Below are 25,745 nucleotides of genomic sequence, written 5' to 3'. Positions count from 1 at the left end.
CTGTTTGTGTCGTCGTACAACATTGCTCTATCCACGCTTATTTTGAAAACTAAATTTTTGATTATTTACAGAGTTCCTGCATTGCATGGGACTTGAGGTTTCATTGTTCTTGTACGATGTCCCATCACTGACTAAGAATGGTGTCCCGTCTAACAATAAAATAACGGAGACACACGATGAATCTTCCCCCTCTGCCTGCGCGGACTGACCACAGTCGCCGCGTCTTCCTCAAGCGTTCCTTGGCGGTTTCCGCATCGGTCGCGGTGCTGGGCAACCTGCCTCACCTGGCAGAAGCCGCCGAGCCGTTGAGCCAGCGTTATCCAGACCCACTGATCAAAGTGCTCGATGACAGTTTCCTGGAGTTGCGTCTGTTCAACGCCAGTGTCGAACGGCTGGCGACAGGTTTGCGCTGGGCCGAGGGGCCGGTGTGGGTCGGCGATGGCCGCTACTTGCTGGTCAGCGATATTCCCAATAACCGTATCGTGCGCTGGGACGAAGTGACCGACAGCCTGTCGGTCTACCGCGAAAACGCTAATTTCTCCAACGGCATGTGCCGCGATCGCCAGGGCCGCTTGCTAGTGTGCGAAGGTTCGACGACCACCCGCGAGGGCCGGCGAATTACCCGCACCGAACACAACGGCAGCATCACCGTGCTGGCCGACAGCTTTGACGGCAAACCTTTCAATTCGCCCAACGATATCGTGTGCAAGCGAGATGGCTCAGTGTGGTTCAGTGACCCGCCGTTCCAAACCGGCAACAACTACGAAGGGCACAAGATCACGCCCACCCAACCCCATGGCGTCTATCGCATCGATGGCGAAAGCGGCACGGTCACGCGAGTGATCGACGACCTCAACGGGCCCAATGGCCTGTGTTTTTCACCTGATGAAAAAGTCTTGTACGTAGTGGAAGGTCGGGCCAAACCCAACCGGTTGATCTGGGCCATCGATGTCAAGGACGACGGCACGCTCGGCGCCCGTCGCAAGCACATCGAAGGTTTCGACTACGCAGCGCTGGACGGCATCAAGTGTGACGAGAGCGGCAACCTGTGGTGCGGTTGGGGCGGCAATGGTGACCCCAAGGCCGACCTGGAAAAACTCGATGGTGTGCGTGTGTTCAATCCACAAGGCAAGGCCATCGGGCATATCTCGTTGCCCGAGCGCTGCCCCAACCTGTGTTTTGGCGGTCGCGAAGGCAACCGCCTGTTCATGGCCGGCAGCCATTCGATCTACGCGTTGTTCGTCAATACGCGGGACGCCGGCTTCGGCAGCTAACGTGTAAAAAAAACACGATGGGCGTCGGTTGGCAGGCGTTCATCGTGGCATTTGGCGCTATGCTGCTGGCTCCTGAGGCATCAGAGCGTCAAGCAAATGGACTTCAATTGGCACAGCGACTCCATCACCCGCAGCACCCCCGTGACCCCACACTACAAAAATACTCAAAACGTACGCCGCTTCATGCTTGAGCACTGCGGTCCGGGGTTCAAATTCGATCGTCCCTTTATGGCCTGGATTCGCAACGACCAGCCCAAGACCCTGGGCGACGTGGTGGATGAATGGCTGCGCCGAAACGAGGATTCACGCCCATGACACCCGATGAGAAATACCAGGCCGCCCAGCAACGCCTTGGCTATCAGCTGGACGAATTCAAAATCGGCGGCAACTACACGCCGTTGGTTCGCGACGGCAACCACCTCTACATCAGTGGCCAGATCCCCCGCGTCGGCGATGCGATCGTGCTGCCGGGCAAGGTTGGGGCAAGCCTGACCGTGGCCCAGGCGCAAATCGCCGCCGGTATCAGTGCCTTGCGTTGCTTAGGGTTGCTCAAGCAGGCGTTGGGTTCGCTGGACCAGGTCAGGGCGATCCCGCGCATCACCGTGTACGTGCGCAGTGCCGAGGATTTTGATCAGCAGAGTGAAGTGGCCAACGGCGCGTCGGATTTGTTGCACGAAATTCTGGGTGCCGCCGGGGCGCACACGCGTACGTCGGTGGGGGTGATGCAGTTGCCGAAGTCGGCGGCGGTGGAGGTCGATATGATTGCGGTGGCACACGGTTGAGCGACCGATGATTAACCAGGGAATGGCGGTACTGATTAACTACGGCACGTATCTGGCGCCGGGCCTACGGCGCCAATGCATTGGAAGAAGTGTTGTTTCGCGGTTATTTGCAGGGTTATCTGGAACAGCATGTCGCGCCCTTACGCGCCGCACTGGCCAGCGGCGTGGCGTTTGCGGCTTGCCATGCGTTCCTGGCACTGAGCGTCACCCAGTTGGGCTGGCCGGTGTTGTTGTTCACGCTGATCGAAGGGTTGGCCTGTGCGCTGGTGCGCATGCGCTACGGGGTGTTGGCGGCGACGCTGACCCATGGCACGGCAATCCTGCTGGTTGCCGTGCCTCAGATGGCTTGATGTGAAATGCAGGCGAAAATGTGGGAGCTGGCTTGCCTGCGAAAGCGCTGGATCAGTCGGCATATCCGTCACTGAAAGACCGCATTCGCGAGCAAGCCCGCTCCCACATTTTGATTGCGTTGAGTCAGTTACATCGGCGCCAACGGCGGTGTGCGCGTTGGAATTTGGCGCTTGCTGCCCGTCGCTTCATACGCCGAGGCAAACCGCAGCAACGCCGAATCATCATAGGCGCGCCCGGCGAATGTCAGCCCTATCGGCATGCCAATATCCGCCATTACGCCCATCGGCACGGTAACGGTCGGTACGCCCAGGTGGCGGATGGCGAGGTTGCCGTTAGCCACCCAGACGCCGTTGCTCCAGGCGATATCGGCTGAGGCTTCGTTCACGTCGGCATCCGCCGGGCCCACGTCGGCCACGGTGGGGAACAGCACGGCGTCGAGGCCGAGCTTGTCCATCCAGGCTTCCAAGTCGATCCTCCGGGTTTGCTCCAATCCGCGCAGGCCGTCGGGGACGGTACTGATCTGGTCCCATGGGGTGATGCCACGCTCGGCCATGCGCACGTATTCGTCCATGCCGGCGGCCAAGTCGTCCTCACGGTTGGGCAGGGTGCCCGGGTCGTGGGGGAAGATCTTTGGCCCGTCCACATCCGCCAAGCGGTTGAGCGCCGGGTCGTTGTTGGCGCGCAGGAAGTCGTCAAACGCCCAGGCTGACAGTTCCCACAGTTCATCGTGGAGGAATTCCTTGGACACCAGCCCCCGGGTGAACACGGTGGGTGCGCCAGGGCGGTCGCCTTCGCAGTTGGACACGAGCGGGAAATCCACATCAATCACTTCCGCGCCGGCCGCTGTCAGCGCCTGGCGCGCGTCTTGCCACAGGTCGATCACGCTGGCGCGGGTGTTGATTTTCTGCCCGGTCGGGCCACCGATCCCGGGTTTTTCGCTGGTGCCGGCGTCGGGGTCGGCGTTGATGTACATGCGCGGCACGCCAAAGCGTTTGCCCGCCAGGGATTCGGCAGGCGCCGCCAATTCAGCGTAGGAAGCAGGGCGTACCGAGGTGACGCTCGGGATCGGCACCCACGGCTGCAGGCGCCACAGGTCGCCACGGGTGTCCGGGTCTTCGGCGACCACCACGTCGAGCACTTCCAGCAGGTCGGCCATGGTGCGGGCGTAGGGCACCACCACGTCCATGGTCGGCGTGAGCGGCCAGTTGCCGCGCACCGAAATCACCCCGCGGGACGGGGTGTAGGCGCACAGGCCATTGTTGGACGCCGGGCCGCGCCCGCTCGACCAGGTTTCTTCTGCCAGGCCAAAGGCCGCAAAGCTCGCCGCCGTCGCGGTGCCAGCGCCGTTGGACGAGCCGGAGGCGAACGGCGCGGTCAGGTAATCGGCGTTATACGGGCTTTCTGCGCGGCCATACACGCCACGTTGCATCCCGCCATTGGCCATCGGCGGCATATTGGTCTTGCCCAGGCAGATGGCACCGCCGGCGCGCAGACGCTCGATGGTGAACGCATCACGTTGCGCGACCAGCTTGGCAAACGCCGGGCTGCCGGATGCCGCAGTCAGGCCCTTGACCAGGTAGCTGTCTTTGGCGGTGTAAGGAATGCCGTCCAAGGGCCCCAAGGTTTCGCCTTTGGCCCGGCGTGCATCGGACGCCTCGGCTTCTTTCAGCGCTTCGGGGTTGCGCACCACCACGGCGTTCAAGGCGGTGGCGGTCTGCGGACCGTCATAGGCATCGATTCGCGCCAGGTATGCCTGGACCAGTTCAACGGCCGTGGTCTGGCCGGACTCAAGCGCCGCGCGCAATTGGGCAATGGAGACTTCAGTAACTTGCATCACGTTTTTTTCGCCGCCTTCAAATGGGGGTATGGCGGCAGTCTACGTACAGATATTTCACAAAACCAGCGCCGCATAATCCGCATAGGCGCCGCGCATCACCTGCCACGTCGCCTCGTCAGCGGGAATCAGGTGTTCGATGCGCAGGGAGGTGAGGGTGATGTCCTGGGGCATGCCGAAGGTGGTGAAGGTGGACAAAAAGCTCAGCTCGCCCTGGGTTGAGCGCAGGCGGGTCAGCACCAGCGGTGGCAGGTGCGCGGGCAGTTCAGCGTTGGTCGGGGTTGGCAGGCTCGCCAGTAGCGCGGCCAGTTCCGGATTGCCCAGCGCCTCGCGAGTGGCACGCTGCCAGGCCAGGGTGCGGATCTCATCGGCATTGAGCAGATGATCGCCGAGGCCGCCGGCTTGGAGCAGGGTGGTCAGCAGGTTCAAACCTTCAGCCGCATCGGGCGGGATACCCACCAATGCCAACAACACGCCGGTACTGGCATTCGCTGCGAGTACTTGCCACTGGCTGTCCAACAGGATCGCAGGCGCTGGGTTGTTGGCGTGCAGTACATGGCTGACCGCTTCGCGAATCGCGGCCATGGCGGGCGAGGCGAGCGGAGTGGCGGTATAGCGCGGGGCGAATCCGGCCGCAAGGAAGACGCGGTTGCACTGGTCCAACGGTGCCTCCAGCGCCGTCAGCAGGTTATGCAAGGTGACGGGGCTCGGCTTGGCGCGGCCGGTTTCGAGGCAACTGAGGTGGCGCTGGGAAACGCCGGTGATGAGCGCCAGGTCGAGTTGGCTCAGCTTGGCCTGTCGGCGTAATTGGCGCAGTTGTTCGCCGGCAGTTGAAGGGGCGTCCATGGCGTGGTCATGACCTCCGAGGTCATTGCGAAGGGCTGAACCTTATCACTAACTTAGGCCTTCATCATTCCAAGGATGCGACCATGAGACGACCCTCTATTGCCCTGGCGAGCTTGCTGGGATTTTCGTTGTACACCCTGGCGACGATGCTGACGGCGGAGCAGTCGCTGCTGGCATTTGGGCTGGAACTGATGTCGCGGCCGGACACGGCGCAGGTGGTGATAGACCTGTACTTGATGGCGGTGCTGGCGTGCGTATGGATGTACCGGGATGCGCGGCGGCGAGGACGGTCGATGGCTTCGGTGGTGCCGTACTGGGTGCTCACGGCGGTGTTTGTGTCGGTGGGGCCGTTGCTGTATCTCGTGGTGAACGGGTACCGAGATGAATGAGCTTTTGCAGGTCTACGCGCTGTGTGTGCTGGTGCTGTGCCTGAAGATGTTTGCGATTTCCTGCTATCAGGGCTTTTTTCGGATACGGGGTTTCGCATTTACCAATCGTGAGGATGCGGCGTTCTTCAATCGGGCCGTGCATTCAGAGGAGGTGCCGCAAGTCGCCAGGGCGGCCAAGGCCTGGGCGAATGACTTGGAGAACATTCCAATATTTTTCGTGTTGGGGGGACTTTGCATCGGGCTGGGAGCTACCGGCACTCTGACTGCAGGGCTGTTTGTGTGTTTTACCCTTGCCCGGGTCGCACACACGCTGATGTATCTGGCTGGCTGCCAGCCTTGGCGCACACTCGCGTATGGACTGGGCTGCATTTGCTTGTTCGGGCTGGGCGTCACGCTGAGCGCCAGATTGATGGACTTTCCCATTCACGTTTAGGATGCAGCTCCCGTTCTATCCACCAACCGGATGCTATCCCGCCCGCCACGCTTGGATTCATACAAGGTGCTGTCACCTTGCTCAATCAGCGCCGCGAGGCTGGGGGGTGGCTGGTCGAACAGGCTGGCGCCGATGCTCAGGGTCACGGGTGCAGGCGTCATGAAGGTCTGCGAGGCCAGGTGATGAAACTGTTCGCGCAGGCTGCTGCCCAGTTCGACAATCTGCTCAGTCGAGGCCGGATTCAACAGGATCACGAACTCATCCCCACCCAAACGCGCAGCCAGCGCGCCCTGAGGCATCGCGCCACGAATCAATTCGCTCAAGGCGATCAACAAGCGGTCGCCGGCGGTGTGGCCATGAAGGTCGTTGACCAATTTGAAATTGTCGATATCGATCAGCAGTAAGGCGCCGGGTTGTGCGGGCGATACCTGGGCCAGCAAGCGCGGCGCGCGCAGGTCGAGGGCGCGGCGGTTGTACAGGGCGGTCAGTGGGTCACGGGCGGCGAGGCGGGCGATCTGTTGTTCGCGGCGGTATCGCTCGGAGCCGGTCATCGACAATGCAATCAACATGATCGCCATGGCGCCTTCCACCAGGGAAATCTGGATGATCTCGCCCTTGAATGCGGCGAGGTCGATCAAGGTGCCCGGGATCAGCACCGATAACGCCTTGGCCACATAGAACGCGCCATGGATCAGCAGCACGTAGCGCAATTGCACCGCGCCGATGCTCAAGGATTTGCCATGGGGCCGCAGCAAAAAGCTGGCGCGCAGCGTCGGCAACGCCACCAACAGTGACTGCACCGCCAGCATGGCTTTGGACCATGACGGGTCCACCGGCAGCATCAGCATGCCCAGCCAGGTCAACAACATCAGCAGCCACAGCGGCGACAGGCGGGTTTGAGTAAATCGCGCCACCCCAAGTAAAAACAGGAAGTGTGCGGTCACCAGCAAGCCATTGGCGAACCAGATGCCGATTATCATAAAGCCATTGATGCGCAGCAGGGCGAGCGTGGAGCCAAGGCCGATGGTGGCGAAACCGGCGCTCCAGCACAGCAGCGACGGTTCGCGCACGCTGCGCCATTCAACGGCCAGGTACAGGGCGGCAGCGGCTGCCAGGGCAACGGAAAGTGCCAAAATCGTAGGAGGGTCGAGCGTCATGTTGCCGGGCCGCCTGGGGTGCGTTTGAAAGCGCGATTGTAAGCGTTTCCGACGCGTTTTCGGAGCCTTGCTGGCGAGTGGCTATCAGTGTGTCAAGCTGCAACCAGCGGCACCATTACCCGAAACTCCGTACCCCACTGCGATGTTGACGCGACCTCGATCGAACCCTCATGAGCCGCCACAATCTCAGACGCGATGAAAAGTCCCAGTCCAAGGCCTTCCGCAGGGCCATGCTCAATCACCGAGCGCTGCGAAAAACGCCCCATGGGATTGAAAATGAACGGCAGCACATCCTCCGGAATTGGCTCGCCTTGATTGTGAACGGTGAACACCAGGCTGCCATCGGAAACCGCAAGCCGCACCGTGATCGGCAGGCGAGCATCGCCGTGCTGCACTGCGTTACCGATGATATTGGAGAACACCTGCTCCATGCGCGCGCCGTCGAACGTCCCAAGCGCGGGCGCTGTTGTTTCATATTTGAGCTGCGCGTGTGGGTGAAACGAGCGCATTTCTTCGACGATGCGTTCGCAAATGGGGGCTAGGTCAATGTCCACGCGTTTCACAGGGATGCCGGGGCCCATCTGGCAACGGGTCAAATCCAGCAGGTCGCCGACAATTTGGCTCGCCCGTTGAACACTGGTGTAAATCTGCCCGGCGACTTTGTTGCCGCGCTTCCCGACCTCTTCCGAACGCCGGAGCATGTCGGCGCCTAGCAGAATGGCGCCCAAGGGCGTGCGCAAGTCATGGCCGAGGATACCCAGGAACACATTGCGCGAGGCTTCTACCGCCCGTGAGTAACTGGCAATGGACTCCGTGAGGGCTTGATCGATGGCTTCATGAAAGCGGTTCATGTCATCGATATCCAGCGGCGTGCCGTGTTTGACCTGCTGGAGCCACTGGCTGAGCACGCTGGTGCGCAGCGCGCGGTATTCAGACACCATCTGATCAATCGAGAAACCCGCCATCAAGCGTGTCACGGCATGGGTTTCGGCGGGGGTTTCGTCTTCGTCCTGCGGTGCGAGGCCCTGGGCCTTGTCGATTTGCTCCTGCGCGGTCTGCGTGTTGCGCAGGTCCATGGCAATGGCTCGCAGCATCTGCTCGGCATGATCACGCAGGTCTACACGGTCGAGATCAGCCCCAGGCGTCTGGATAGTGCGGGCAAAGTCCTCCCAGGCCTGAAGGATCGGCTCGAGGTTCTCAATAATGAAATCTGCCAGGCGCATACGGGTGTTTCCTTGGTAGGGAGGCAAGCGTGAACGCACAGGAAGCCGCCAAACAAGGATTTAAACATGGATTGGCCTGTTCAGCTTGCGCAGGCGTTCGTGCCTGCGCATGCCGTAGACGTCAAACGCCTTTGGTTGACGGTAACAATATCGTCAGGATGCCGACTAACGGCAGGAACGAGCAGATTTTGTAGACGTATTCGATGCCGTGGCTATCGGCAAGCAACCCCAGCAACGCTGCACCAATCCCGCTGAAGCCGAACATCAGGCCGAAGAATATCCCGGCGATCATGCCCACATTGCCCGGCACCAGTTCCTGGGCAAACACCACGATGGCCGAGAACGCCGAGGCGAGCACAAAACCGATCACCACGCTCAGCACCGCCGTCCAGTACAGGTCGACGTAGGGCAGCGCGAGGGTGAACGGCGCGGCGCCGAGGATGGAGAACCAGATGACCTTCTTGCGGCCGATCTTGTCGCCAATCGGGCCGCCCGCGAAGGTACCGACGGCAACCGCACCGAGGAACAGGAACAGGTACATCTGCGAGCTGGCGACGGACAGCTGGAATTTTTCAATCAGGTAAAAGGTGAAGTAGCTGGTCAGGCTGGTCATGTAGAAGTACTTGGAAAACACCAGCGCAGCCAGCACCACCAAGGCAAAGGTCACGCGGCCTTTGGACAAACCATGGGTGGCTTGGCCGCCTTGCTTGAGCTTGAACAGGTTGAGGTGGTTACGGTACCAGCGGCTTAAACCGTAGAGCACCAGGATCGCGAACACCGCAAACAGCCCGAACCAGGCGATATGGCCCTGGCCGTAGGGAATGATGATTGCCGCCGCGAGCAACGGGCCCAAGGCGCTGCCGGTGTTGCCGCCGACCTGGAACGTCGACTGCGCCAGGCCGTAGCGCCCGCCGGAGGCCAGGCGTGCGACGCGCGAGGTTTCCGGGTGGAAGGTCGACGAGCCGACACCGACTAAACCGGCTGCGAGCAGGATGGCCGGGAAGCTGCCGACAAACGCCAGCATCAGGATGCCGATCAGGGTGCACACCATGCCCGCTGGCAGCAGCCACGGTTTAGGGTGACGGTCGGTGTGGTAGCCGATCCACGGCTGCAGCAACGAGGCAGTCAGCTGGAAGGTCAGGGTGATCAGGCCCACTTGGGTAAACGACAGGCCGTAGTTGGCCTTGAGCATCGGGTAGATCGACGGCAGCACGGCCTGGATCAGGTCATTGATCAAATGCGCCAGGGCGCAGGCGCCAAGGACGCGCATGACCAAGGGGCTGGCCTGGGGCGCAGTGGTTGCAGCGGCGGGTGACGCAGTGAGGGTCGACATGCAGGCATTCCATTCAAGGCGGCGAACACAGGTGGCAACTTCTTAGGTGGCCATCCATTACAAAATGATTCGGGAGTTATGCTAGATTCGCTGCAAATGCCTGTCTCGCGAAATTCGGGAGGCAACTAGCGCAAAAAGGGCGAAATGATCAAATCACTGGATCTATTTTTACAGGAGATCGACGAGGGCGATTGGGCTGTCATCAGTTCGGCCACCGATTATCCGGAAAACTGGGTGATCCCCGACCACAGCCATGAGAAGCATCAACTGCTGTACGCCACCGAAGGCGTGATGGTGGTGCACTCGGCGCAGAACCAGTGGACGGTGCCGCCCAATCGCGGCTTCTGGATGCCCAGTGGGCACGTCCACTCCTTGCGTTGTGTAGGCCCGTTGAAGATGCGCAGCGTCTTTGTCCGTCCCGACAGCTTTCCCAATTTGCCCACCGAAACCAAGGCCGTGAGCATTTCGCCCCTGCTGAGTGAGCTGATCAAGGCGTCGGTGAGCTTGAAACCACCGTATGCCGAGGACTCACGGGACGCGCGCATCATGCACCTGATTCTGGACGAGCTGGCACTGCTGCCGGCTTTGCCACTCTCGCTGCCGCAACCCGCCGACCCGCGCGTCCACCGGATCTGCCAGGCGTTGCAGGATGAACCGGGCGATGCCTCGACGGTGGCGGACTGGAGCGAGCGCTTGAACCTTGACCAGAAAACCATCCAGCGCCTGTTCCGCAAGGAAACCGGCATGACGTTCGGCCAGTGGCGCCAACAAGCAAGGCTGCTGCTGGCGCTGGAGCGCATTGCGGTGGGCGAAAAGGTGATCGATATCGCCCTGGAGCTGGGGTATGAAAGCCCGAGCGCGTTCACCAGCATGTTCAAGAAGCAGTTCGGCAAGACGCCCAGCCATTTTTTCAGGTAGCGCCCGGCGTTATCACTGCACGATGCCGGCTTGCACGTCCAACAGGCGAGTGAAGGTTTCGATGTCCAGGGGGCGACTGAGGAAATAGCCTTGGCCCTCTTCACAGGCCACGGCCTTGAGCAGTGCCACGTGTTCAGCCGTTTCGACGCCTTCGGCCGTTACCGTCAGTGCCAGGGCGCGGCCCAGGCCGACGATGGCCTGGATAATCGCCTTGTCATCGTCGCTTTCTTCCAGCCGGGTCAGGAAGCTGCGGTCTATCTTCAAACCGTCGAACGGGAACGTGCGCAGGTAGCTCAGGGATGAGTAACCGGTGCCGAAGTCATCCATGGCGATGCGTATGCCCAATTGTTTGAGCGTGCGCATGACCTCCAGCGCCCCGGTGGCATCTTCGAGCATGACGCTTTCGGTGATTTCCAGTTCCACGCGTGCGGGTTCGATACCCGAGGTTTTCAGGGCCTGGCGTACGCGCTCTACCAGGTTGCCACGCTTGAATTCCATAGGGGACAGGTTCACCGACACAAAAAGATGCTCTGGCCACTGGGCTGCGCTTTTACAAGCGGTTTCAAGTACCCAGTCGCTCAGGGCCAGGATCAGCCCGGACTCTTCGGCAATCGGAATAAAGGTGTCCGGCGTGATCAGGCCGCGCACCGGATGTTGCCAGCGCACCAGGGCTTCAGCGCCGACCATCTGGCCGTCGGCGATGCGATAGCGCGGCTGGAAGTGCAGGCGCAGCTCCGCATGTTTGATTGCAAAGCGCAGGTCGCTCTCCAGGCGTCGGCGTTCGATGATCCGCGCGTTCATATCGCCGGAGTAGAACCGCCAGGTATTACGGCCCGCAGCCTTTGCCTCGTACAGTGCAATATCGGCGTAACGCAGCAGTTCCGTGGCTTCGCGCGCATCGTTGGGGGCGATGGCAATGCCAATACTGGCGCTGATGAACACCTCTTGCTCGTCGATTCTGATCGTGCGCTCGATCGATTCGATCAAGCGCTTGCACAGGGCTTCGACCTCGTCTTGAGTGCCTGCATCGCTCAGGATCAGCACAAATTCATCACCGCCGACACGGGCGACCAGATCACCATGGCGCACGCAGGCGGCCAGGCGGGCCGACACTTCGTTGAGCACCCGGTCGCCGGCAGCGTGCCCGAGCAGATCGTTGACCGGTTTGAACCGATCAAGGTCCAGGCTGAGCATTACCAGGGGCTGCGTTGAGGTGGACACCTCAGCTGTTGACAGCTCCGCGCTCGACAGCGCCTTGAACTTGCCCTCCAGGAACGCTTGCAGCCGCGTGCGATTGGGCAGCCCGGTGAGGGCGTCGTGCTGAGACAAGAACTCGATGCGTCGACGGGACTCGACTTCTTCCGTCACGTCGGTGGCTGTCCCGCGAAAGCCGCCACACGGCATCTGCCGCGCTGACAGCCGTGTGCTGCGTTCCAGCCCCAGTGCATCGACGTAGCGGCACTGCACACTGATATCCGGGCGGCGTCCGGGGGTGCTGAGCCATTGCGAGAGCAGGCCGGTCTCGGTCTCGAGCAAGTCGTTCATCGTGGCACCGATCCACGCATGCCGCGCCAACCCGGTGACGCCTTCGAAGCGCTCCGACAGGTAGGTAAAGCGCCAACCGGCGTCGATTTCCCACACCCAATCTGAACTCGCCTCCACCACATCGCGAAAGCGTGCTTCGCTGGTCGCCAAGGCGTTCTGGCTGTTCTGCAGCGACGAATGGCTAGCGTCCAGGGCGAGCGCGGCCGCCGTGGTGCGGCGTGAAATGACCCAGCTCATCACGCATACCAATAACGCGGCCAGGCCAAGCAGGGGCAGGCCTACGCCCATCAAGCGCAAACCGGGTCGGGCCGGCTCCCAATGCAGGCTGCCGGCAGCGCCGTTGTCGCCGAGGGGGAACAGCAACGTCTTGCCGATTTCATCAGGGGTAGCGATGTGCAGCTTGCTCACGCCGAATTCATCGCCGATCACGGCCAGCTTGGCACTGTTGAGGATGTCGACGAAGATCAGTACCGAGGCAGGCCGGCCATCCGGTTTCACCGTAGGGTCTGTGCCGGGGGTGATGGCGGCTGCGGCCACCAGCGCGGGGCTGCCCTTAACGTTGATGAAGGCTGTGGCGGGTGTTTCGCTGTAGGCGCCTGCACGTGCTTGCTCCACAATCCCGGCAAAGGGCTGGTCGAGCCATTGCGCGAGTTCGACATCTTGCAGCTTGCCATCGACGACCGCGTAGACCGTGCGGTTGGCATCATTGACCACAAACAGGCCTTGAAAACCGAAATCTTCGAACAGCGTGGCGCCGATATTGCCGCGGACATACGCCCAATCACTGTCCACTTTAACGTGCAGGTGTTTGTAGGCATCGCTCCAGAACGCGTAGTCCTTGACCGTCACCCGCAGGGTTTTTTCCAGGGATTGCACGGCTTTACGGGTATAGAAGGCGCTTTCTGCCTGTTCGGCACGGTCCAACTCATAGGCGAGGTAAACCAGCGAATAGGCTGCCGCCGCAAAGACGACAGCCAGCAACGCCATGAACTTGAACAGTGAGGTACGTGCCAGCGAAAGGCTGGTGCGATCGGAAAGCGAGCGGACAATAGGGGCGAGGGTATTCGGCATTGTTTCCGGCAGGGCGTCACTGCAAGTCAGAAGTTATCCCTTGTTATCGGCGAGCCCGGCGAAATATTTAGACCGCCACAGGTGATTACCGCTGGCGCGTGCTGCCAGCCAAGCCAGTAAGGCAGCGGCGCCCAGCACTGCCGCGCTCAACTCGAATGTCGCCTGATACCCGCTCAGGTCAAACACCAGGCCTCCCACGATAGCGCCTGAGGCGATCGCCAGTTGAATGATCGCAACCATCAAGCCGCCCCCTGCTTCGGCATCGTCGGGCAGGGTTCTCGACAGCCAGGTCCACCAGCCCACCGGTGCGGCAGTCGCGACCAGGCCCCAAAGCCCGAGTAACACGGTGGTCAGCACGGTGGAACTGCCTACCATGACCAGTGCCAGCGCAATCCCTGCCATCAATAACGGGATGATCGCCACTGTCAGGAAAAGGCCTTTTTTCAGGAACCGCTCAATCAGGAACGTCCCCGCAAACCCTGCCAGCCCCAACACCAGCAGCATCAACGACAGCCGGGAAACGCTGACCTGGGTGACGGTCTCCAGAAACGGTCGCAGGTAGGTGAACAGCATGAATTGGCCCATGAAAAATGCGCTTACCGCCAGCATGCCCAATGCCACCGGCGTGCGTTTCAACACGTGCAGCAGGCTGCTTTTCTTCGCGCTGACGTCTGATGTGATCGACGGCATGCTCACCATCAACCAAGCCGCCGCCAACACCGCAACCGGGACGACGCAAAAAAACGCCCCGCGCCAACCGATCAAACCGCCGACAAAGCTGCCCAGCGGCGCGGCGATGACGGTGGCCAGCGCGTTGCCGCCATTGACGATGGCCAATGCGCGCGGCACCTGTGGCTGTGGCACCAGGCGCATGGCGGTGGCCGCCGACAGCGACCAGAAACCGCCGATGGCCACGCCGATCAAGGCACGGCCAACCATGAACACCAGGTAATTTGGCGCGAACGCCACCACCGTGCCAGAGATGATCATCAGCAGGGTCAAGGACAGCAGCAGGCGCTTGCGATCGACCCGCGCCGCCACGGCCGCGATCATCAGGCTCGTGAGCAAGGCAAACAACCCGGACACCGAAATGCCCTGGCCGGCCTGGCCTTCGGTGATGTGCAGGTCGGCCGCCAGCGGCGTCAGCAGGCTCACGGGCATGAATTCGGACGCGACCAGGGCAAATGCCGCCAGCGACATAGCGAGTACGGCGCCCCAGTTTTTTGTGGTGTGGGTCATCACTTCAATGGCTCTTGAAGAAGGTGGTGAGCTTGGCGAACGGGATCAGGTCGACCCGGTCGTACAAATCCACATGGCCCGCGTTAGGGATGATGACCAGCTCTTTGGGTTCGGCGGCACGCTGATAGGCGTCCTCGCTGAATTCACGGGAATGGGCGTTGGCGCCGGCGATCAGCAACAGCGGGCGTGGGGAAATCGTCTCAATGTCATTGAACGGGTAGAAGTTCATGAACTTCACGTTGCTGCTCAGCGTCGGCCGCGTAGTGGTTTGCGGCGAGGCACCGGTCGGGGTGAACTCACCACGCGGTGTGCGGTAGAAATCGTAGAACTCATCGCCAATCGCATCGCCGGTCAGGGTAAGGGGCGTGCCGCCGGTGTAGACGGTCTCGCCACCCTGGAACTCCACGTAGCGCTGGTTGGCGGCTTGCAGCATGACCTGTTGGCGCTGCGCCAGGGTCACGCCATGTTTGAGGCCATTGCGGTTGGCGGCGCCCATGTCGTACATGCTCACGGTAGCAATCGCCTTGAGGCGTGGGTCGATCTTCGCCGCAGCGATAGCGAAACTGCCACTGCCGCAGACGCCGATCACGCCAATGCGCTCGCGGTCGACGATTGGGCGGGTGCCGAGGTAATCCACGGCGGCGCTGAAGGCTTCGCTGTAGAGTTCGGGCAACACGGCGTTGCGCGGCTCGCCTGCACTGGCGCCCCAGAACGACAGGTCCAGGGACAGGGTGACAAAACCCTGTTCAGCCATTTTGGTGGCGTAGAGGTTTGCGCTTTGTTCTTTGACGGCACCCATCGGGTGGCCGACGATGATGGCGGCATTTTTGGAGGCCGGAGCAAGGTGCTTGGGCACGAACAGATTGCCTGCGATCGCCATGCCGTATTGATTGTTGAAGGTGACTTTTTCGACGGTCACCTGTTCGCTTTGGTAGAAGTTGTTGGCTCCGTTGGACATATCGGCTCCCAGTGAAGAAAAAGAAGTCACCAGCAAACCCAGGGCGAGCAAGAGGCTTTTCATCGGATGATCCTTGAGAAGGTCGGTCCGCACATTTTCCCTAGGCAGGGCGGGGTTCTGTAGTGCGTTTCACTGGATTACTTGCCTGATCCTCTGAGTCTTGCGGTTTGCCGGGGACGCCCACGGGCTGGCCGGGGTAAAGTCCAGTCAAGAGAGGAACGAGCGTGTTATGACGATCAATCAAACAGCGTTGGATGTACTGATCCAGGCCATCGGTTCGCGGGTGCACGCGCCCGGCGACTACTCCATGCCGATTCCCGGCCTGGGCTTTTATCGACGGGAGCAGCCCGCGCAACCGGTGGTGTGCATGGTCGAGCCGTGCATCGTGCTGGTGGCCCAGGGTGAAAAGCAGTTGTGGGTCGGCGGGGAGGGATATCCGTATGACACCTCGCGGTTTCTGGTGACCTCATTGGACATCCCGGCCAACTCCGAAGTGATCGCCGCCAGCCCCGAGCAACCGTGCCTGGGGCTGACGTTCAAGCTGGACCTGCGCATCCTGGCTGAGCTGATTGCCCAGAGCGAGCTGCCACCGACCCGTGAACGGGCAGTGCTGAAAGGGGTGGGGATTGGCACCGTCACTGAAGGCATGCTCGCGTCGTTCGCACGACTCGTCGCGTTGCTGGATGAGCCCGAAGCCATTCCGGTGCTGGCGCCGTTGATCCAGCGCGAGATCCATTACCGGCTCTTGAAAAGCGACCAGGCTGGCCGCCTGCGGCAGATATGTTCAGTCGACGGGCAGGGCTATCGCATCGCCCGGGCGATCGACTGGCTCAAGCTCAACTACGACGCGGCGCTGCGCGTGGAAGAGCTGGCCGCGCGCGTGCAAATGAGCGCAGCGACCTTTCATCATCACTTTCGCCAGTTGACGGCGATGAGCCCGCTGCAGTACCAGAAGTGGTTGCGCCTGAACGAGGCGCGGCGCTTGATGTTGAACGAGCACCATGACGTGTCCAGCGCGGCGTTCAAGGTGGGCTATGAAAGCCCGTCGCAGTTCAGCCGCGAATACGGCCGCTTGTTCGGCGTGCCGCCCAAGCGCGATATTGCAGCGCTGCGTGGCAAGGTCGGGGTGGCTGATCGGGCGTCAAATTAGCGGAACCCATTCCAGGTCGGCGATCACGGTGCGCTCATCGGCGCTGAGCAAGAATTCGAGGCGGTGACCCTCGATTGGCGTGGTGGCCGGGGCCACCTCGCACGTTCAGGCTTTAATTGATCCGCGGATGCTGCTGCACCAGGTTCTGGCGCTTGGCTTCCAGAGCGGCAATTTCTGCATCGATGTCTTCGATTTTCTGCTCGATATTGTCGTGATGTTCCTGCAGCAACTCCTTGGCTTCTTCCATGTCCGAAGCGGCCGGCGCTGCGCCGCGCAATGGCTTGTTGGCGGTTTCCTTCATGGTCAGGCCGGTGATCAGGCCGACTACGGCAAACACCATCAGGTAGTAGGCGGGCATGAACAGGTCGTTGGTGCTTTCTACCAGCCAGGCCACGGCGGTTGGCGTGAGGCCGGCGATCAGTACTGAAACGTTGAACGCAGCGGCCAAGGCGCTGTAGCGCAGGTGGGTGGGGAACATCGCGGGCAGTGTCGAGGCCATCACGCCGATGAAGAAGTTGAGGATCACGGCCAGGATCAGCAAACCGGCGAAGATCAACCCGATCTTGCCGCTGGTGATCAGCATAAACGCCGGGATGGACAGGAACAGCAAACCGATGCTGCCAGCGATGATGAAAGGCTTGCGGCCGATCTTGTCGCTGATAAAGCCAATGAACGGCTGCACGAACAGCATGCCGACCATGATCGCGATGATGATCAGCACGCCGCTGTTTTCTTTGTAATGCAGGTTATGTGACAGGTAGCTCGGCATGTAGGTGAGCAACATGTAGTACGTCACGTTGGTCGCTGCGACGATACCGATGCAGGTCAGCAGGCTGCGCCAGTGCTTGGTCGCGACTTCCTTGAACGAGACTTTGGGGCCGTGGGTCAGGCCTTCGCGGTCGCCTTGCTCGAGTTTGTCCATGTGCTGTTGGAATGCTGGTGTTTCTTCCAGTGCATGGCGCAGATACAGGCCGATGATGCCCAGGGGCAAGGCGAGGAAGAACGGCAGGCGCCAGCCCCATGCTTCGAATTCGGCTTCGCCCAGGACGCTGGAAATCAGTACCACTACGCCTGCGCCCAGGACGAAACCAGCGATGGAACCAAAGTCCAGCCAACTGCCCAGGAAGCCGCGCTTGCGGTCCGGGGCGTACTCGGCGACGAAGATCGACGCGCCGGTGTATTCACCGCCCACCGAGAAGCCCTGGGCCATTTTGCACAGCAACAGCAGGATCGGCGCCCAGATGCCAATCGAGGCATAACCGGGGATGAGGCCAATGGCAAAGGTGCTCAGGGACATGATCACGATGGTCGCGGCGAGCACTTTTTGCCGTCCGTACTTATCGCCCAGTGCACCAAAGAACAGGCCGCCCAGGGGACGGATCAGGAAGGGCACGGAGAAGGTGCCGAGTGCAGCGATCATTTGTACGCTGGGCGAGGCGTCGGGGAAGAACACCTTGCCGAGCACATAGGCGACAAATCCGTAGACGCCAAAGTCGAACCATTCCATGGCGTTACCCAGTGCGGCGGCGGTGATTGCCTTGCGCACCTTGGTGTCGTCGACAATGGTGATGTCTTTCAATCCGATCGGTTTGACGCTTTTCTTACGTAATTTCATGCGGGGCACTCTAAAGCAGAACAGGGGAGGTGCCATCGCAGCGATGGCACCGCTCTGTCAGTTCAGATACAAGCGGACATGAAATAATTCACCGTTATTTGCTTTTTTTTGCAGATGCATTGAACTTCGTCGATTCACAACGGAGCGATCTGAATGCCCGCGACTTTTTCCCGCCTCATCTACCGTCCACCGCAGCCCGCAGACGTGCAGCGATTGTTCGCGATCTTCGGCGACCCGCAGACCAACCTGTTTAATCCCGCCGGCCCCATGGTCACCCTCGGCGATGCGCAACGCCTGCTGGATCGTTGGCTGGGGCAGTGGGCCGCTCAGGGGTATGGCTGGTGGGCGATTGCGCGAAATGAGGCGCCGGAACACATCATCGGCTTCGGTGGGATCGCGCCACTCCACTACTTGGCCGAACAGCGCATCAACCTGGGTTACCGGTTTGCAGTGGAAGCCTGGGGGCAGGGCTACGCGACCGAGCTTGGCCGCGATGCGCTGGCGCTGGCATTTGAAACCCTGGGCGTGCCCGAAGTGTTCGGCCTGGTACGACCGGACCACGCAGCCTCGATCCGCGTTCTGGAAAAGATCGGTATGCAGCCTTTCGGCGTTCTTGACGATGTGCCGGGCAAGTCGCCAAGCCGGGTGTTTCGCATTTGTCATCCTACAACTGCTTTTGCCTGACCTTTCACATAGCCGCGCAATACCTCGATAAAGGGCAATCTTTCAGATTGACACCGTGTAGGTGTCCCGATATAAAAGTCGCAGTTGTACGATGACATATGACGTTACATATGTCCTACCTAACAAAAATAAAAAGTGATGCCATGAACTTGAACGAGCCCATCAACGCCCATCGCGTTGGCCAAGCTGTAGGCAACTATCGCTGGACCATCTGCGCGATGCTGTTCTTCGCGACCACCGTCAACTACCTCGACCGCCAGGTGCTCAGTCTCTTGGCGCCGCAGTTGTCGACGCAATTTGGCTGGAGCAACACCGACTACGCCAACATTGCTGCAGTTTTCCAGTTTGTCTACGCGATCTCCATGCTGTTCGCCGGGCGCTTTGTCGACAAGATCGGCACCAAGGCAGCCTACGTGGTGGCGATTGGCATCTGGTCCACGGGTGCCATCATGCATGCGTTCTCGGTGCCGATGGGCGAGGGCATCGCAGCGATCAGCGGCGCGATTGGGCTGGCAGTGATTCCTGTGTCGATTGCAGGGTTCATGCTGTCCCGTGCAGTGTTGGCGATTGGCGAGGCGGGCAACTTCCCAATTGCGATCAAGGCGACTGCCGAATACTTCCCCAAGAAAGAACGCTCGCTGGCCACCGGTATCTTCAATTCCGGGGCCAACGTCGGTGCCATCCTGGCGCCTATCTGCGTGCCGTTGATTGCCGGTTTATGGGGCTGGGAAGCGGCGTTTATTGTGATCGGTGGGTTGGGTTTCGTGTGGGTGGCGGTGTGGATCGCACTCTATAAGAAGCCGGATGAGCAAAAGCGTCTGTCGCCCGAAGAGCTGGCCTACATCCGCAGCGACCAGACCGTGCAGCCCTTCACGCCTGAACCCGCTGGCGCAGTGGCGAAAAAAGTCTCGTGGTTAAAGTTGCTCACTTACCGCCAGACCTGGGCCTTTGCTTTCGGCAAGTTCATGACTGACGGCGTGTGGTGGTTCTTCCTGTTCTGGCTGCCCACCTACCTGTCGGCGCAATACGGTATGAAAGGCCCCGACATTGTGCTGCCGCTGGCGGTGCTGTACAGCATGACCATGGTTGGCAGTATCGGCGGCGGCTGGTTCCCCAGCTACTTCATGGCGCGCGGCGATGCGCCGTATGACGGCCGCATGAAAGCCATGCTGGTGATTGCGCTGTTCCCGCTCGTGGTACTGCTGGCGCAGCCGTTGGGTTACATCAGCTTCTGGGTCCCGGTATTACTGATCGGCGTGGGCGCGTCGGCGCACCAGGCGTGGTCGTGCAACATCTTCACCACCGTGTCCGATATGTTCCCGCAGAAGACCGTAGCCTCGGTGGTCGGCATCGGCGGCATGGCCGGCGGCCTGGGCGGCGTGGTGATGACCAAGATCGGCGGCTGGGTGTTTGACTACTACAAGTCCATCAACGACATCCACACCGGCTACATGATCATGTTCGCCATTTGCGCACTGGCCTACCTGGTGGCCTGGAGCGTGATGAAGACACTGGTGCCGCGTCACAAGGAAATCACTGACCTGTAATTGGCACGGGCAAGGCGGTGTCTCGCTTGGCTATCAGGATGATGCGCACCGCCATCACCACGCCGATCAGCACCGCCGCCAGGCCTGCCGCTTCCATGAGCGTCGGGCCCCGGCCTGCGAACGCCAGGCCGAGCAGGGTGGCGAACAGTGATTCAAGGGCGATCAACTGGCCGCTCAGGACCATGGGTAAGCGACGTGTTGCGGCGTTCCAGGCCCAGGCGCCGACCACGGTGGACATCACGGCAATCACCAAGCCCCAGGCATACAACGGCGCCGCCTGTTCAAGCCCAGCGCCGAGGACTGGCAGCCTCAGCAACCCCAGGGCCTGCATGAACGGCCACAGGCACAGCGCAGCGATGCCGGCCCCGGCCAGCATCAGCGCGGTCCAAAGCCCGGTCGCCTGAGCCGGTAACTGCATCAGGTGCTGTTGGTTGAGCACGCTGAACAGTAGCCATAAGGCCACGGCACCCAGCGACCAAAACAACCCCGACAACCACGAACCGGCACTCAACGACGGTTGATGAAGGCTGCCGACGTTCGACAGTGCCAGCCCTGTCATCAGGCACGACAAGGGGGTGATCAGTCGACGCCATTCGACGGTCTTGTGCCGCGCATTGCCCAGCAACGCGAGCAGCACCGGCACCGTCCCGACGACCGCCGGCGTGAGCACCGGCCCGGCAAAGTGCACGCCGGCGGCGATGCACACGCCATAACCCAGGCAACCCAACGCGCCCAGCCCGCCTGCCAGCAATCGCTGGCCAGGCGTGATCAGGTGCAAATGAGCGCGACTCAGGAGTATCCAACCGACGCCCAGCCCGCCGACGAACAGGAATCGCACGAGCATCAGGTCGTAGAGGCTGTAGGCGCCGGTCACGTAGGGGGTGATGAAGTTCAGCGCCCAGCCGAGGGTTGCAATCACAGCAAGGAACAGTCCGACAAGTATTGACGCGGGTGCAGGATTCATCCGGTTATCCATCAAGTAATGGATGCCCATGGTGCCCAGCCGCGCGGCCGTGCTACAAACGAGTTCTCGGCCCTGGATACATAACCAAAGATTATGAATACGCTCGGTAAAACCCTACCGCCCCTCGCCAGCTTGCTGCCCTTCGAAGCGGCGGCACGCCTGGAGAGTTTTTCCAAGGCAGCCGATGAGCTGCACCTCACCCAGGCCGCGATCAGCCGACAGATCCGCGGGCTCGAGGATAATCTTGGGATCAAGCTGTTTCAGCGCCGCAATCGTGCCGTGTTCCTCACGCCGGAGGGGCGCGAGCTGGGGCGGGTGATCAGCGAGGCGCTGCGCAGCATCGGTGATGGCGCCGCCCGCCTGCGCGCGGTGCACCACAGCAACCGTGTGGTGCTGCTCTGCCAGTTGTGTGAAGCGTTTTATTGGCTGATGCCGCGCTTATCGACGTTTCACCAGCAATACCCGTATATCGAAATCCAGGTGGTGACCACCACTCGACCCTTGACTGAATTCAACGACCCCTTTGACGTTGCGCTGCAAAGCACGCGGCGCGCCAGTGGGGCTCATCCGCTGATATTCACAGCCTCGGACGAAGTCTTTCCGGTGTGCAGTCCGCTCTACCTGGCCGTAGAGCAACCGCTGTCACTAAATGCATTGCAGCGTCATACGTTCTTGCACCACAGCGCACCGCCGCCGCATCTGATGGAGTGGGAGGAGTGGCTGCAGGTGTTTGGCCATAGGCTGGCCGGGGATGCGCGAAGTGCCACGTTCGACAGCTACCCACTGATGTTGCAGGCCGCTGTAGAGGGGTACGGGATTGCCATGGGCTGGCGTCGCACCGCGAGCCGCTTGATTGAAAGTGGCGCGCTGGTGAGGCCGTGCGCCGAGAGCGTGCACTTGCCCGACGCTATTTCGGTTTATCGGCATCAAGCGGCTGGGAGGCGGGATGAAGTGGCGGCGCTGCTCGCCTGGCTCGAGGCGCAGTTGCAGGATTAAGGATGACAGGGGCGCTGTCCGCCCCTGTCGTGCACGGCTAGGGGTTGCGTGTCACTCGCCATACGGTATTGGCCAAATCATCGGCAATGATCAGCGCGCCTTTCGGGTCCACCGTCACACCCACCGGCCGGCCGCGGGTTTTGCCGTCGTCACCGCGGAAACCGGTGGCAAAGTCGATAGGTTCGCCAGAGGGCTTGCCGTTGCTGAAGGGCACGAAGATCACCTTGTAGCCCACCGGGTTGTCACGGTTCCAACTGCCGTGTTCGCCAACAAATACGCCGTCGGCAAACTTCTCACCCATTTGCGCGATGGAAAAGTCCACGCCCAGTGCCGCCACATGGGAGCCGAGGCTGTAATCCGGCTTGATCGCGGCGGCCACTTTGGCCGGGTTCTGTGGCTGTGCGCGTGGGTCGACGTTCTGGCCCCAATAGCTGTAGGGCCAGCCGTAGAACGCGCCTTCACGCACCGAGGTGAGGTAGTCCGGGACCAGGTCCGGGCCGAGTTCGTCGCGTTCGTTAACCACCGTCCACAGTTGGCCGGTGTCCGGCTGAATAGTCAGCGCCGTCGGGTTGCGCAGGCCTGTCGCGTAAGGTTTGTGCGCGCCGGTTGCGGCATCGATCTGCCAGACCATCGCGCGGTCGATCTCCACTTCCATGCCGCGTTCGGTAACGTTGCTGTTGGAGCCGATACCCACGTAGAGCTGGCGACCGTCAGCACTCACGGCCAGGGATTTGGTCCAGTGGTGGTTGATCTGCGCCGGCAGGTCGGTGACTTTGATGGGCGCGCCGCTGGCTTTGGTCTGGCCGTCGGTGTAGTCGAAGCGCACCAGCGCATCCTGGTTGGCCACATACAGCTTGCCGTCGGCGAAGGCCAAGCCGTAGGGCGCGTTCAGGTTATCGGCGAACACGGTCTTGAGTTCGTAGGTGCCGTCACCGTCGGCGTCGCGCAGCAGGGTCAGGCGGTTGCCGCCCTTGACCTTGGTGTTGCCTTCGGCCTTGATCAGGCTGGCGATCACATCCTTGGGCTTGAGCTTGGCCGCGCTGCCGCCACGGCCTTCGGCGACCAGGATGTCGCCGTTGGGCAGCACCAGGGTCTGGCGTGGAATGGCCAGGTCAGTGGCGATAGCGGAGATGCTGTAGCCGTCCGGCACCTTGGGTTTCTGCTCGCCCCACGGCACGGGCTCGGCAATCTTCATGCTGGGTAGCAGGCTGCTTTGCTGTTCCGGCAACTTGGGGTCCGGGCCGCGGGCCTGGGTCTTGTCGCCTTCGCCACCGCATGCGGTCAGCAACAGCGCAGCGCTTAATAGGGTCAGCGTGCTGGACGTTTTCATTGGGCAGCTCCCGAGCGCAGGTTAGTCAGGCCGATCCACGTTGCGACGAATGCCAGCAGCGTGACAATCGCCGACAGCACCAAGCCCGTGGGCATCATGGCGTATGCATCCTTGGCATGCTGAAAGGCATTGACCAGGCCCAATACCCAGGCGGCTAACAACACCAGGAAATACACTGCGGGTCGCCCGGATTTACGCTCGGCGCGCAATAGATTGACCAGCGAAAACAACAGCGCAAATCCACTGAACACCAGCGCACCGGCAATCAGCCAGGACGCGAAGTTGGCCCACTGAATCTGGTAGGTCTGGCCGTAGGCAATATCGCTGAGCAGTGCACCCAGAAACAGCGGCACGCTGCCGGCGAGCATTATTGAGTGCAGCGGGCCAGGTCTTGTCGCGTAGTAGGTGGGGAGGGTAGTCATGGGGGTAGCGGCTCCTTATCGTTCAGCGCTCCTGGAGTCAGGGCGCGGTGACTTCGCATAGGAGAGGAGCTTTTCGTTTATCAGAAAGTTCACTGAGGATTGGTGTCGAGATGTTTTTCGTACCACTCGGCATAGGGTGTGTTGACGACCTGATGGCGGTTGAAGTCCGGACTGCCGTCGCTCCACCACACCGGACCGCGTTCGCCCAGTGCGACTTTGGCGCGCTGCACGTGCTGACGGGCCAGCTTCAGCGCTTGCGGGTCGTCGTGCGCCTTGGCCGCTTTGACCGCACGGCGAGCGTCCATCAGCTCGTGCACCAGGCGCTGACGGGTGTCTTCGTCCAACGTCGGGTCAGTGCAGCGCCACAGTTGGCCATTGACTATGAAGTAGTGTTTGTCCGGCGTGCTAAGCATGGTGCCAGCGCAGTACCCGCAACACGCCCCACATCATCGAAATCACAATCGCGATCCAGCCGGCAAACAGGCTGAAGAGGGTCATTGCAAGGTTCATAAGCACCTCCAGTGTGTGGTCGTCTTTATAAATGACCCCGGTCAAAAACCAGGATTCAACTTAATTTCCTGACTGAACCCCTGGCAGGGTTACCCACCTAAGCACCTATAATCCCCACACTTGCTTACCATCAGGCCTTTCCATGCCCCATCCTCGCATCGGCTTCGCATGCCAGTACAAGCATCCCGAACGCCTGCTGTCGGCCAGCGCCCTCAAGCTGATCGAAGGCCCGTTCAACCCGCGTACCACCACCCTGCGCTGGATGGACGGGGTAGCGCCTAACGTGGCCCGCGACAAGCTGGTTGAAGTGGTGACCCACAACCTGGCCGCCCAATTGCGCTTGCTGGCCTATGTCGCCGAACTGCCGCCGACCTTGCGCATGCTGCGCTTGAGCAGCGATCTGCTGCCGTTCTACAGCCACCCGAAGGTCGCTGCGGTTTACAAGGATCCGGCCATCGAGCGTCAATGCGTGGAAGGCTTCGCCACCATCGGCGAACTGGCGCGTGCTTCGGATATCCGCTTGTCGTTCCACCCAGGCCAGTACTGTGTACTCGGTTCGGAAAACCCCGGCGTGGTGGAAAACAGCCTGGCCGAATTTGAATACCACGCCGACATGATCCGCATGATGGGCTACGGCCGGCGCTTCCAGGACCTCAAGTGCAACGTGCATATCGCCGGTCGCCTGGGCGTGGAAGGCACCCGTGCGGTGTGGGCGCGGCTGTCGGAAGTGGCGCGCAACTGCATCACCTTCGAGAACGACGAAAAAACCTACGGCCTCGATCATTGCCTGCAAGTCGCCGACCTGGCGCCGGTGGTGCTGGATATCCACCATTGCTGGATCAATGAAAACGAGTACATCGACCCCCACTCAGAGAGGGTCACCCGCGTGATTGAAAGCTGGCGTGGCGTGCGGCCTACCCTGCATTACTCCCAGCCCCAGGAAGTCTTGCAGGAGCTCGGTTTCGACGCCGAGCACAAGCTGGAAATGGACGCGCTGTTGAAGGTGGTTTCCAAGCGCGACCTGTATGCCCACAGCGCACAAATGTGGAACCGCTGGACCAACGACTATGCGCTGCAGTTTTTCGATCGCTTCGACATCATGTTGGAGTCCAAGGACAAGAATGTGGCAGCTTGGGCGTTTTATGAGCATTTCAAGCGACGTTCAGTTTAAAAA

The 25,745-nt window shown here is 61.0% G+C and carries 24 protein-coding genes and 1 pseudogene; 12 read left to right on the top strand and 13 right to left on the bottom strand.

Annotated features, from left to right (window positions below; translation table 11 throughout):
- Positions 1–176 precede the first annotated feature (176 nt).
- The 4 genes and pseudogenes from JBO08_RS07780 to JBO08_RS07765 all read left to right on the top strand — a co-directional run.
- Complete coding sequence (locus JBO08_RS07780) at positions 177–1,274, top strand: SMP-30/gluconolactonase/LRE family protein (RefSeq protein WP_220074224.1); 1,098 nt, start codon at positions 177–179, stop codon at positions 1,272–1,274.
- A 96-nt stretch (positions 1,275–1,370) separates the two neighbouring features.
- Positions 1,371–1,589: a DUF6434 domain-containing protein gene (locus tag JBO08_RS07775; protein WP_065872878.1), complete on the top strand. Its 219-nt coding sequence runs from the start codon at positions 1,371–1,373 to the stop codon at positions 1,587–1,589.
- Complete coding sequence (locus JBO08_RS07770) at positions 1,586–2,056, top strand: RidA family protein (protein ID WP_010210112.1); 471 nt, start codon at positions 1,586–1,588, stop codon at positions 2,054–2,056. Before JBO08_RS07775 ends, JBO08_RS07770 begins: the two co-directional genes overlap by 4 nt.
- A 62-nt stretch (positions 2,057–2,118) precedes the next feature.
- Positions 2,119–2,406 (top strand): annotated as a pseudogene (locus JBO08_RS07765) (CPBP family intramembrane glutamic endopeptidase); the annotation flags it as partial.
- A gap of 128 nt (positions 2,407–2,534) precedes the next feature.
- Here the strand turns inward: JBO08_RS07765 and JBO08_RS07760 are convergent.
- The gene (locus JBO08_RS07760) at positions 2,535–4,244 is read right to left on the bottom strand and encodes an amidase (RefSeq protein ID WP_083224201.1); all 1,710 of its coding nucleotides are present in this window, start codon (positions 4,242–4,244) and stop codon (positions 2,535–2,537) included.
- 54 nt (positions 4,245–4,298) lie between these two features.
- A complete protein-coding gene (locus JBO08_RS07755; protein ID WP_065872880.1) occupies positions 4,299–5,087 on the bottom strand; it encodes a helix-turn-helix domain-containing protein in 789 nt (262 codons plus the stop codon).
- A gap of 83 nt (positions 5,088–5,170) precedes the next feature.
- Between JBO08_RS07755 and JBO08_RS07750 the strand changes: the two genes are divergently transcribed.
- Positions 5,171–5,476, top strand: a complete 306-nt coding sequence (locus JBO08_RS07750) for a DUF2834 domain-containing protein (protein WP_065872881.1) — start codon at positions 5,171–5,173, stop codon at positions 5,474–5,476.
- Positions 5,469–5,909, top strand: coding sequence for an MAPEG family protein (locus JBO08_RS07745; RefSeq protein WP_065880638.1), 441 nt, complete (start codon positions 5,469–5,471; stop codon positions 5,907–5,909). The genes JBO08_RS07750 and JBO08_RS07745 overlap by 8 nt, the downstream gene beginning before the upstream one ends.
- Here JBO08_RS07745 and JBO08_RS07740 read toward each other — a convergent pair.
- The 3 genes from JBO08_RS07740 to JBO08_RS07730 all read right to left on the bottom strand — a co-directional run bounded on the left by JBO08_RS07740 (position 5,906) and on the right by JBO08_RS07730 (position 9,622).
- On the bottom strand, positions 5,906–7,066 hold the full coding sequence (locus tag JBO08_RS07740; protein WP_065945427.1) for a GGDEF domain-containing protein: 1,161 nt from the start codon (positions 7,064–7,066) through the stop codon (positions 5,906–5,908). The two genes, JBO08_RS07745 and JBO08_RS07740, sit on opposite strands and share 4 nt — an antisense overlap.
- Before the next feature lie 92 nt (positions 7,067–7,158).
- A complete protein-coding gene (locus JBO08_RS07735) occupies positions 7,159–8,289 on the bottom strand; it encodes a sensor histidine kinase (protein WP_220074225.1) in 1,131 nt (376 codons plus the stop codon).
- A 121-nt stretch (positions 8,290–8,410) separates the two neighbouring features.
- Complete coding sequence (locus tag JBO08_RS07730; protein WP_065880636.1) at positions 8,411–9,622, bottom strand: MFS transporter; 1,212 nt, start codon at positions 9,620–9,622, stop codon at positions 8,411–8,413.
- A gap of 144 nt (positions 9,623–9,766) precedes the next feature.
- Here JBO08_RS07730 and JBO08_RS07725 point away from each other — a divergent pair, with 144 nt between their 5' ends.
- On the top strand, positions 9,767–10,540 hold the full coding sequence (locus tag JBO08_RS07725) for a helix-turn-helix domain-containing protein (RefSeq protein WP_065890896.1): 774 nt from the start codon (positions 9,767–9,769) through the stop codon (positions 10,538–10,540).
- A 12-nt stretch (positions 10,541–10,552) separates the two neighbouring features.
- Here the strand turns inward: JBO08_RS07725 and JBO08_RS07720 are convergent, their stop codons facing one another.
- From JBO08_RS07720 to JBO08_RS07710, 3 genes are read right to left on the bottom strand one after another with little or no spacing between them, the layout of a single operon-like run.
- Positions 10,553–13,156, bottom strand: coding sequence for an EAL domain-containing protein (locus JBO08_RS07720; RefSeq protein ID WP_220074226.1), 2,604 nt, complete (start codon positions 13,154–13,156; stop codon positions 10,553–10,555).
- 33 nt (positions 13,157–13,189) lie between these two features.
- Positions 13,190–14,395, bottom strand: coding sequence for an MFS transporter (locus tag JBO08_RS07715; protein WP_065890898.1), 1,206 nt, complete (start codon positions 14,393–14,395; stop codon positions 13,190–13,192).
- A 4-nt stretch (positions 14,396–14,399) separates the two neighbouring features.
- Positions 14,400–15,416 (bottom strand): alpha/beta hydrolase, encoded by a 1,017-nt coding sequence (locus JBO08_RS07710; RefSeq protein ID WP_220074227.1) that lies wholly within the window; start codon positions 15,414–15,416, stop codon positions 14,400–14,402.
- 166 nt (positions 15,417–15,582) lie between these two features.
- Between JBO08_RS07710 and JBO08_RS07705 the strand changes: the two genes are divergently transcribed.
- Positions 15,583–16,503 (top strand): AraC family transcriptional regulator, encoded by a 921-nt coding sequence (locus JBO08_RS07705; RefSeq protein WP_065890899.1) that lies wholly within the window; start codon positions 15,583–15,585, stop codon positions 16,501–16,503.
- 112 nt (positions 16,504–16,615) lie between these two features.
- On the opposite strand, the gene proP is transcribed toward JBO08_RS07705, so the two are convergent.
- Entirely contained in the window at positions 16,616–18,118 is a 1,503-nt protein-coding gene (gene proP / locus JBO08_RS07700) for a glycine betaine/L-proline transporter ProP (protein WP_065872891.1), read from the bottom strand.
- A 153-nt stretch (positions 18,119–18,271) separates the two neighbouring features.
- Here proP and JBO08_RS07695 point away from each other — a divergent pair, with 153 nt between their 5' ends.
- Positions 18,272–18,802: a GNAT family N-acetyltransferase gene (locus JBO08_RS07695; protein WP_065872892.1), complete on the top strand. Its 531-nt coding sequence runs from the start codon at positions 18,272–18,274 to the stop codon at positions 18,800–18,802.
- Between the two features lie 143 nt (positions 18,803–18,945).
- Complete coding sequence (locus JBO08_RS07690; protein WP_220074228.1) at positions 18,946–20,349, top strand: MFS transporter; 1,404 nt, start codon at positions 18,946–18,948, stop codon at positions 20,347–20,349.
- On the opposite strand, the gene JBO08_RS07685 is transcribed toward JBO08_RS07690, so the two are convergent.
- The gene (locus tag JBO08_RS07685; protein ID WP_065909499.1) at positions 20,336–21,313 is read right to left on the bottom strand and encodes a DMT family transporter; all 978 of its coding nucleotides are present in this window, start codon (positions 21,311–21,313) and stop codon (positions 20,336–20,338) included. The two genes, JBO08_RS07690 and JBO08_RS07685, sit on opposite strands and share 14 nt — an antisense overlap.
- A gap of 93 nt (positions 21,314–21,406) precedes the next feature.
- On the opposite strand from JBO08_RS07685, the gene JBO08_RS07680 reads away from it, so the two are divergent.
- Positions 21,407–22,309 carry a LysR substrate-binding domain-containing protein gene (locus JBO08_RS07680; protein WP_220074229.1) on the top strand — a complete coding sequence of 301 codons (903 nt, stop codon included), beginning with the start codon at positions 21,407–21,409 and terminating at the stop codon, positions 22,307–22,309.
- Positions 22,310–22,346: 37 nt separating this feature from the next.
- Here the strand turns inward: JBO08_RS07680 and JBO08_RS07675 are convergent, their stop codons facing one another.
- From JBO08_RS07675 to JBO08_RS07665, 3 genes are all read right to left on the bottom strand, one after another.
- Positions 22,347–23,639, bottom strand: a complete 1,293-nt coding sequence (locus JBO08_RS07675) for a sorbosone dehydrogenase family protein (RefSeq protein ID WP_065880629.1) — start codon at positions 23,637–23,639, stop codon at positions 22,347–22,349.
- Positions 23,636–24,061 (bottom strand): DUF2231 domain-containing protein, encoded by a 426-nt coding sequence (locus JBO08_RS07670; RefSeq protein WP_065909493.1) that lies wholly within the window; start codon positions 24,059–24,061, stop codon positions 23,636–23,638. The genes JBO08_RS07675 and JBO08_RS07670 overlap by 4 nt, the downstream gene beginning before the upstream one ends.
- Before the next feature lie 89 nt (positions 24,062–24,150).
- Positions 24,151–24,474 (bottom strand): hypothetical protein, encoded by a 324-nt coding sequence (locus JBO08_RS07665; protein WP_065872898.1) that lies wholly within the window; start codon positions 24,472–24,474, stop codon positions 24,151–24,153.
- A gap of 239 nt (positions 24,475–24,713) precedes the next feature.
- Between JBO08_RS07665 and JBO08_RS07660 the strand changes: the two genes are divergently transcribed.
- Positions 24,714–25,742 (top strand): UV damage endonuclease UvsE, encoded by a 1,029-nt coding sequence (locus JBO08_RS07660; protein WP_065872899.1) that lies wholly within the window; start codon positions 24,714–24,716, stop codon positions 25,740–25,742.
- The last annotated feature ends 3 nt before the right edge of the window (positions 25,743–25,745 follow it).

The sequence above is a fragment of the Pseudomonas sp. LAP_36 genome, from assembly GCF_019456785.1.
Classification (GTDB): Bacteria; Pseudomonadota; Gammaproteobacteria; order Pseudomonadales; family Pseudomonadaceae; genus Aquipseudomonas; species Aquipseudomonas tritici.
This window is presented reverse-complemented; position numbering and strand designations above follow the sequence as displayed.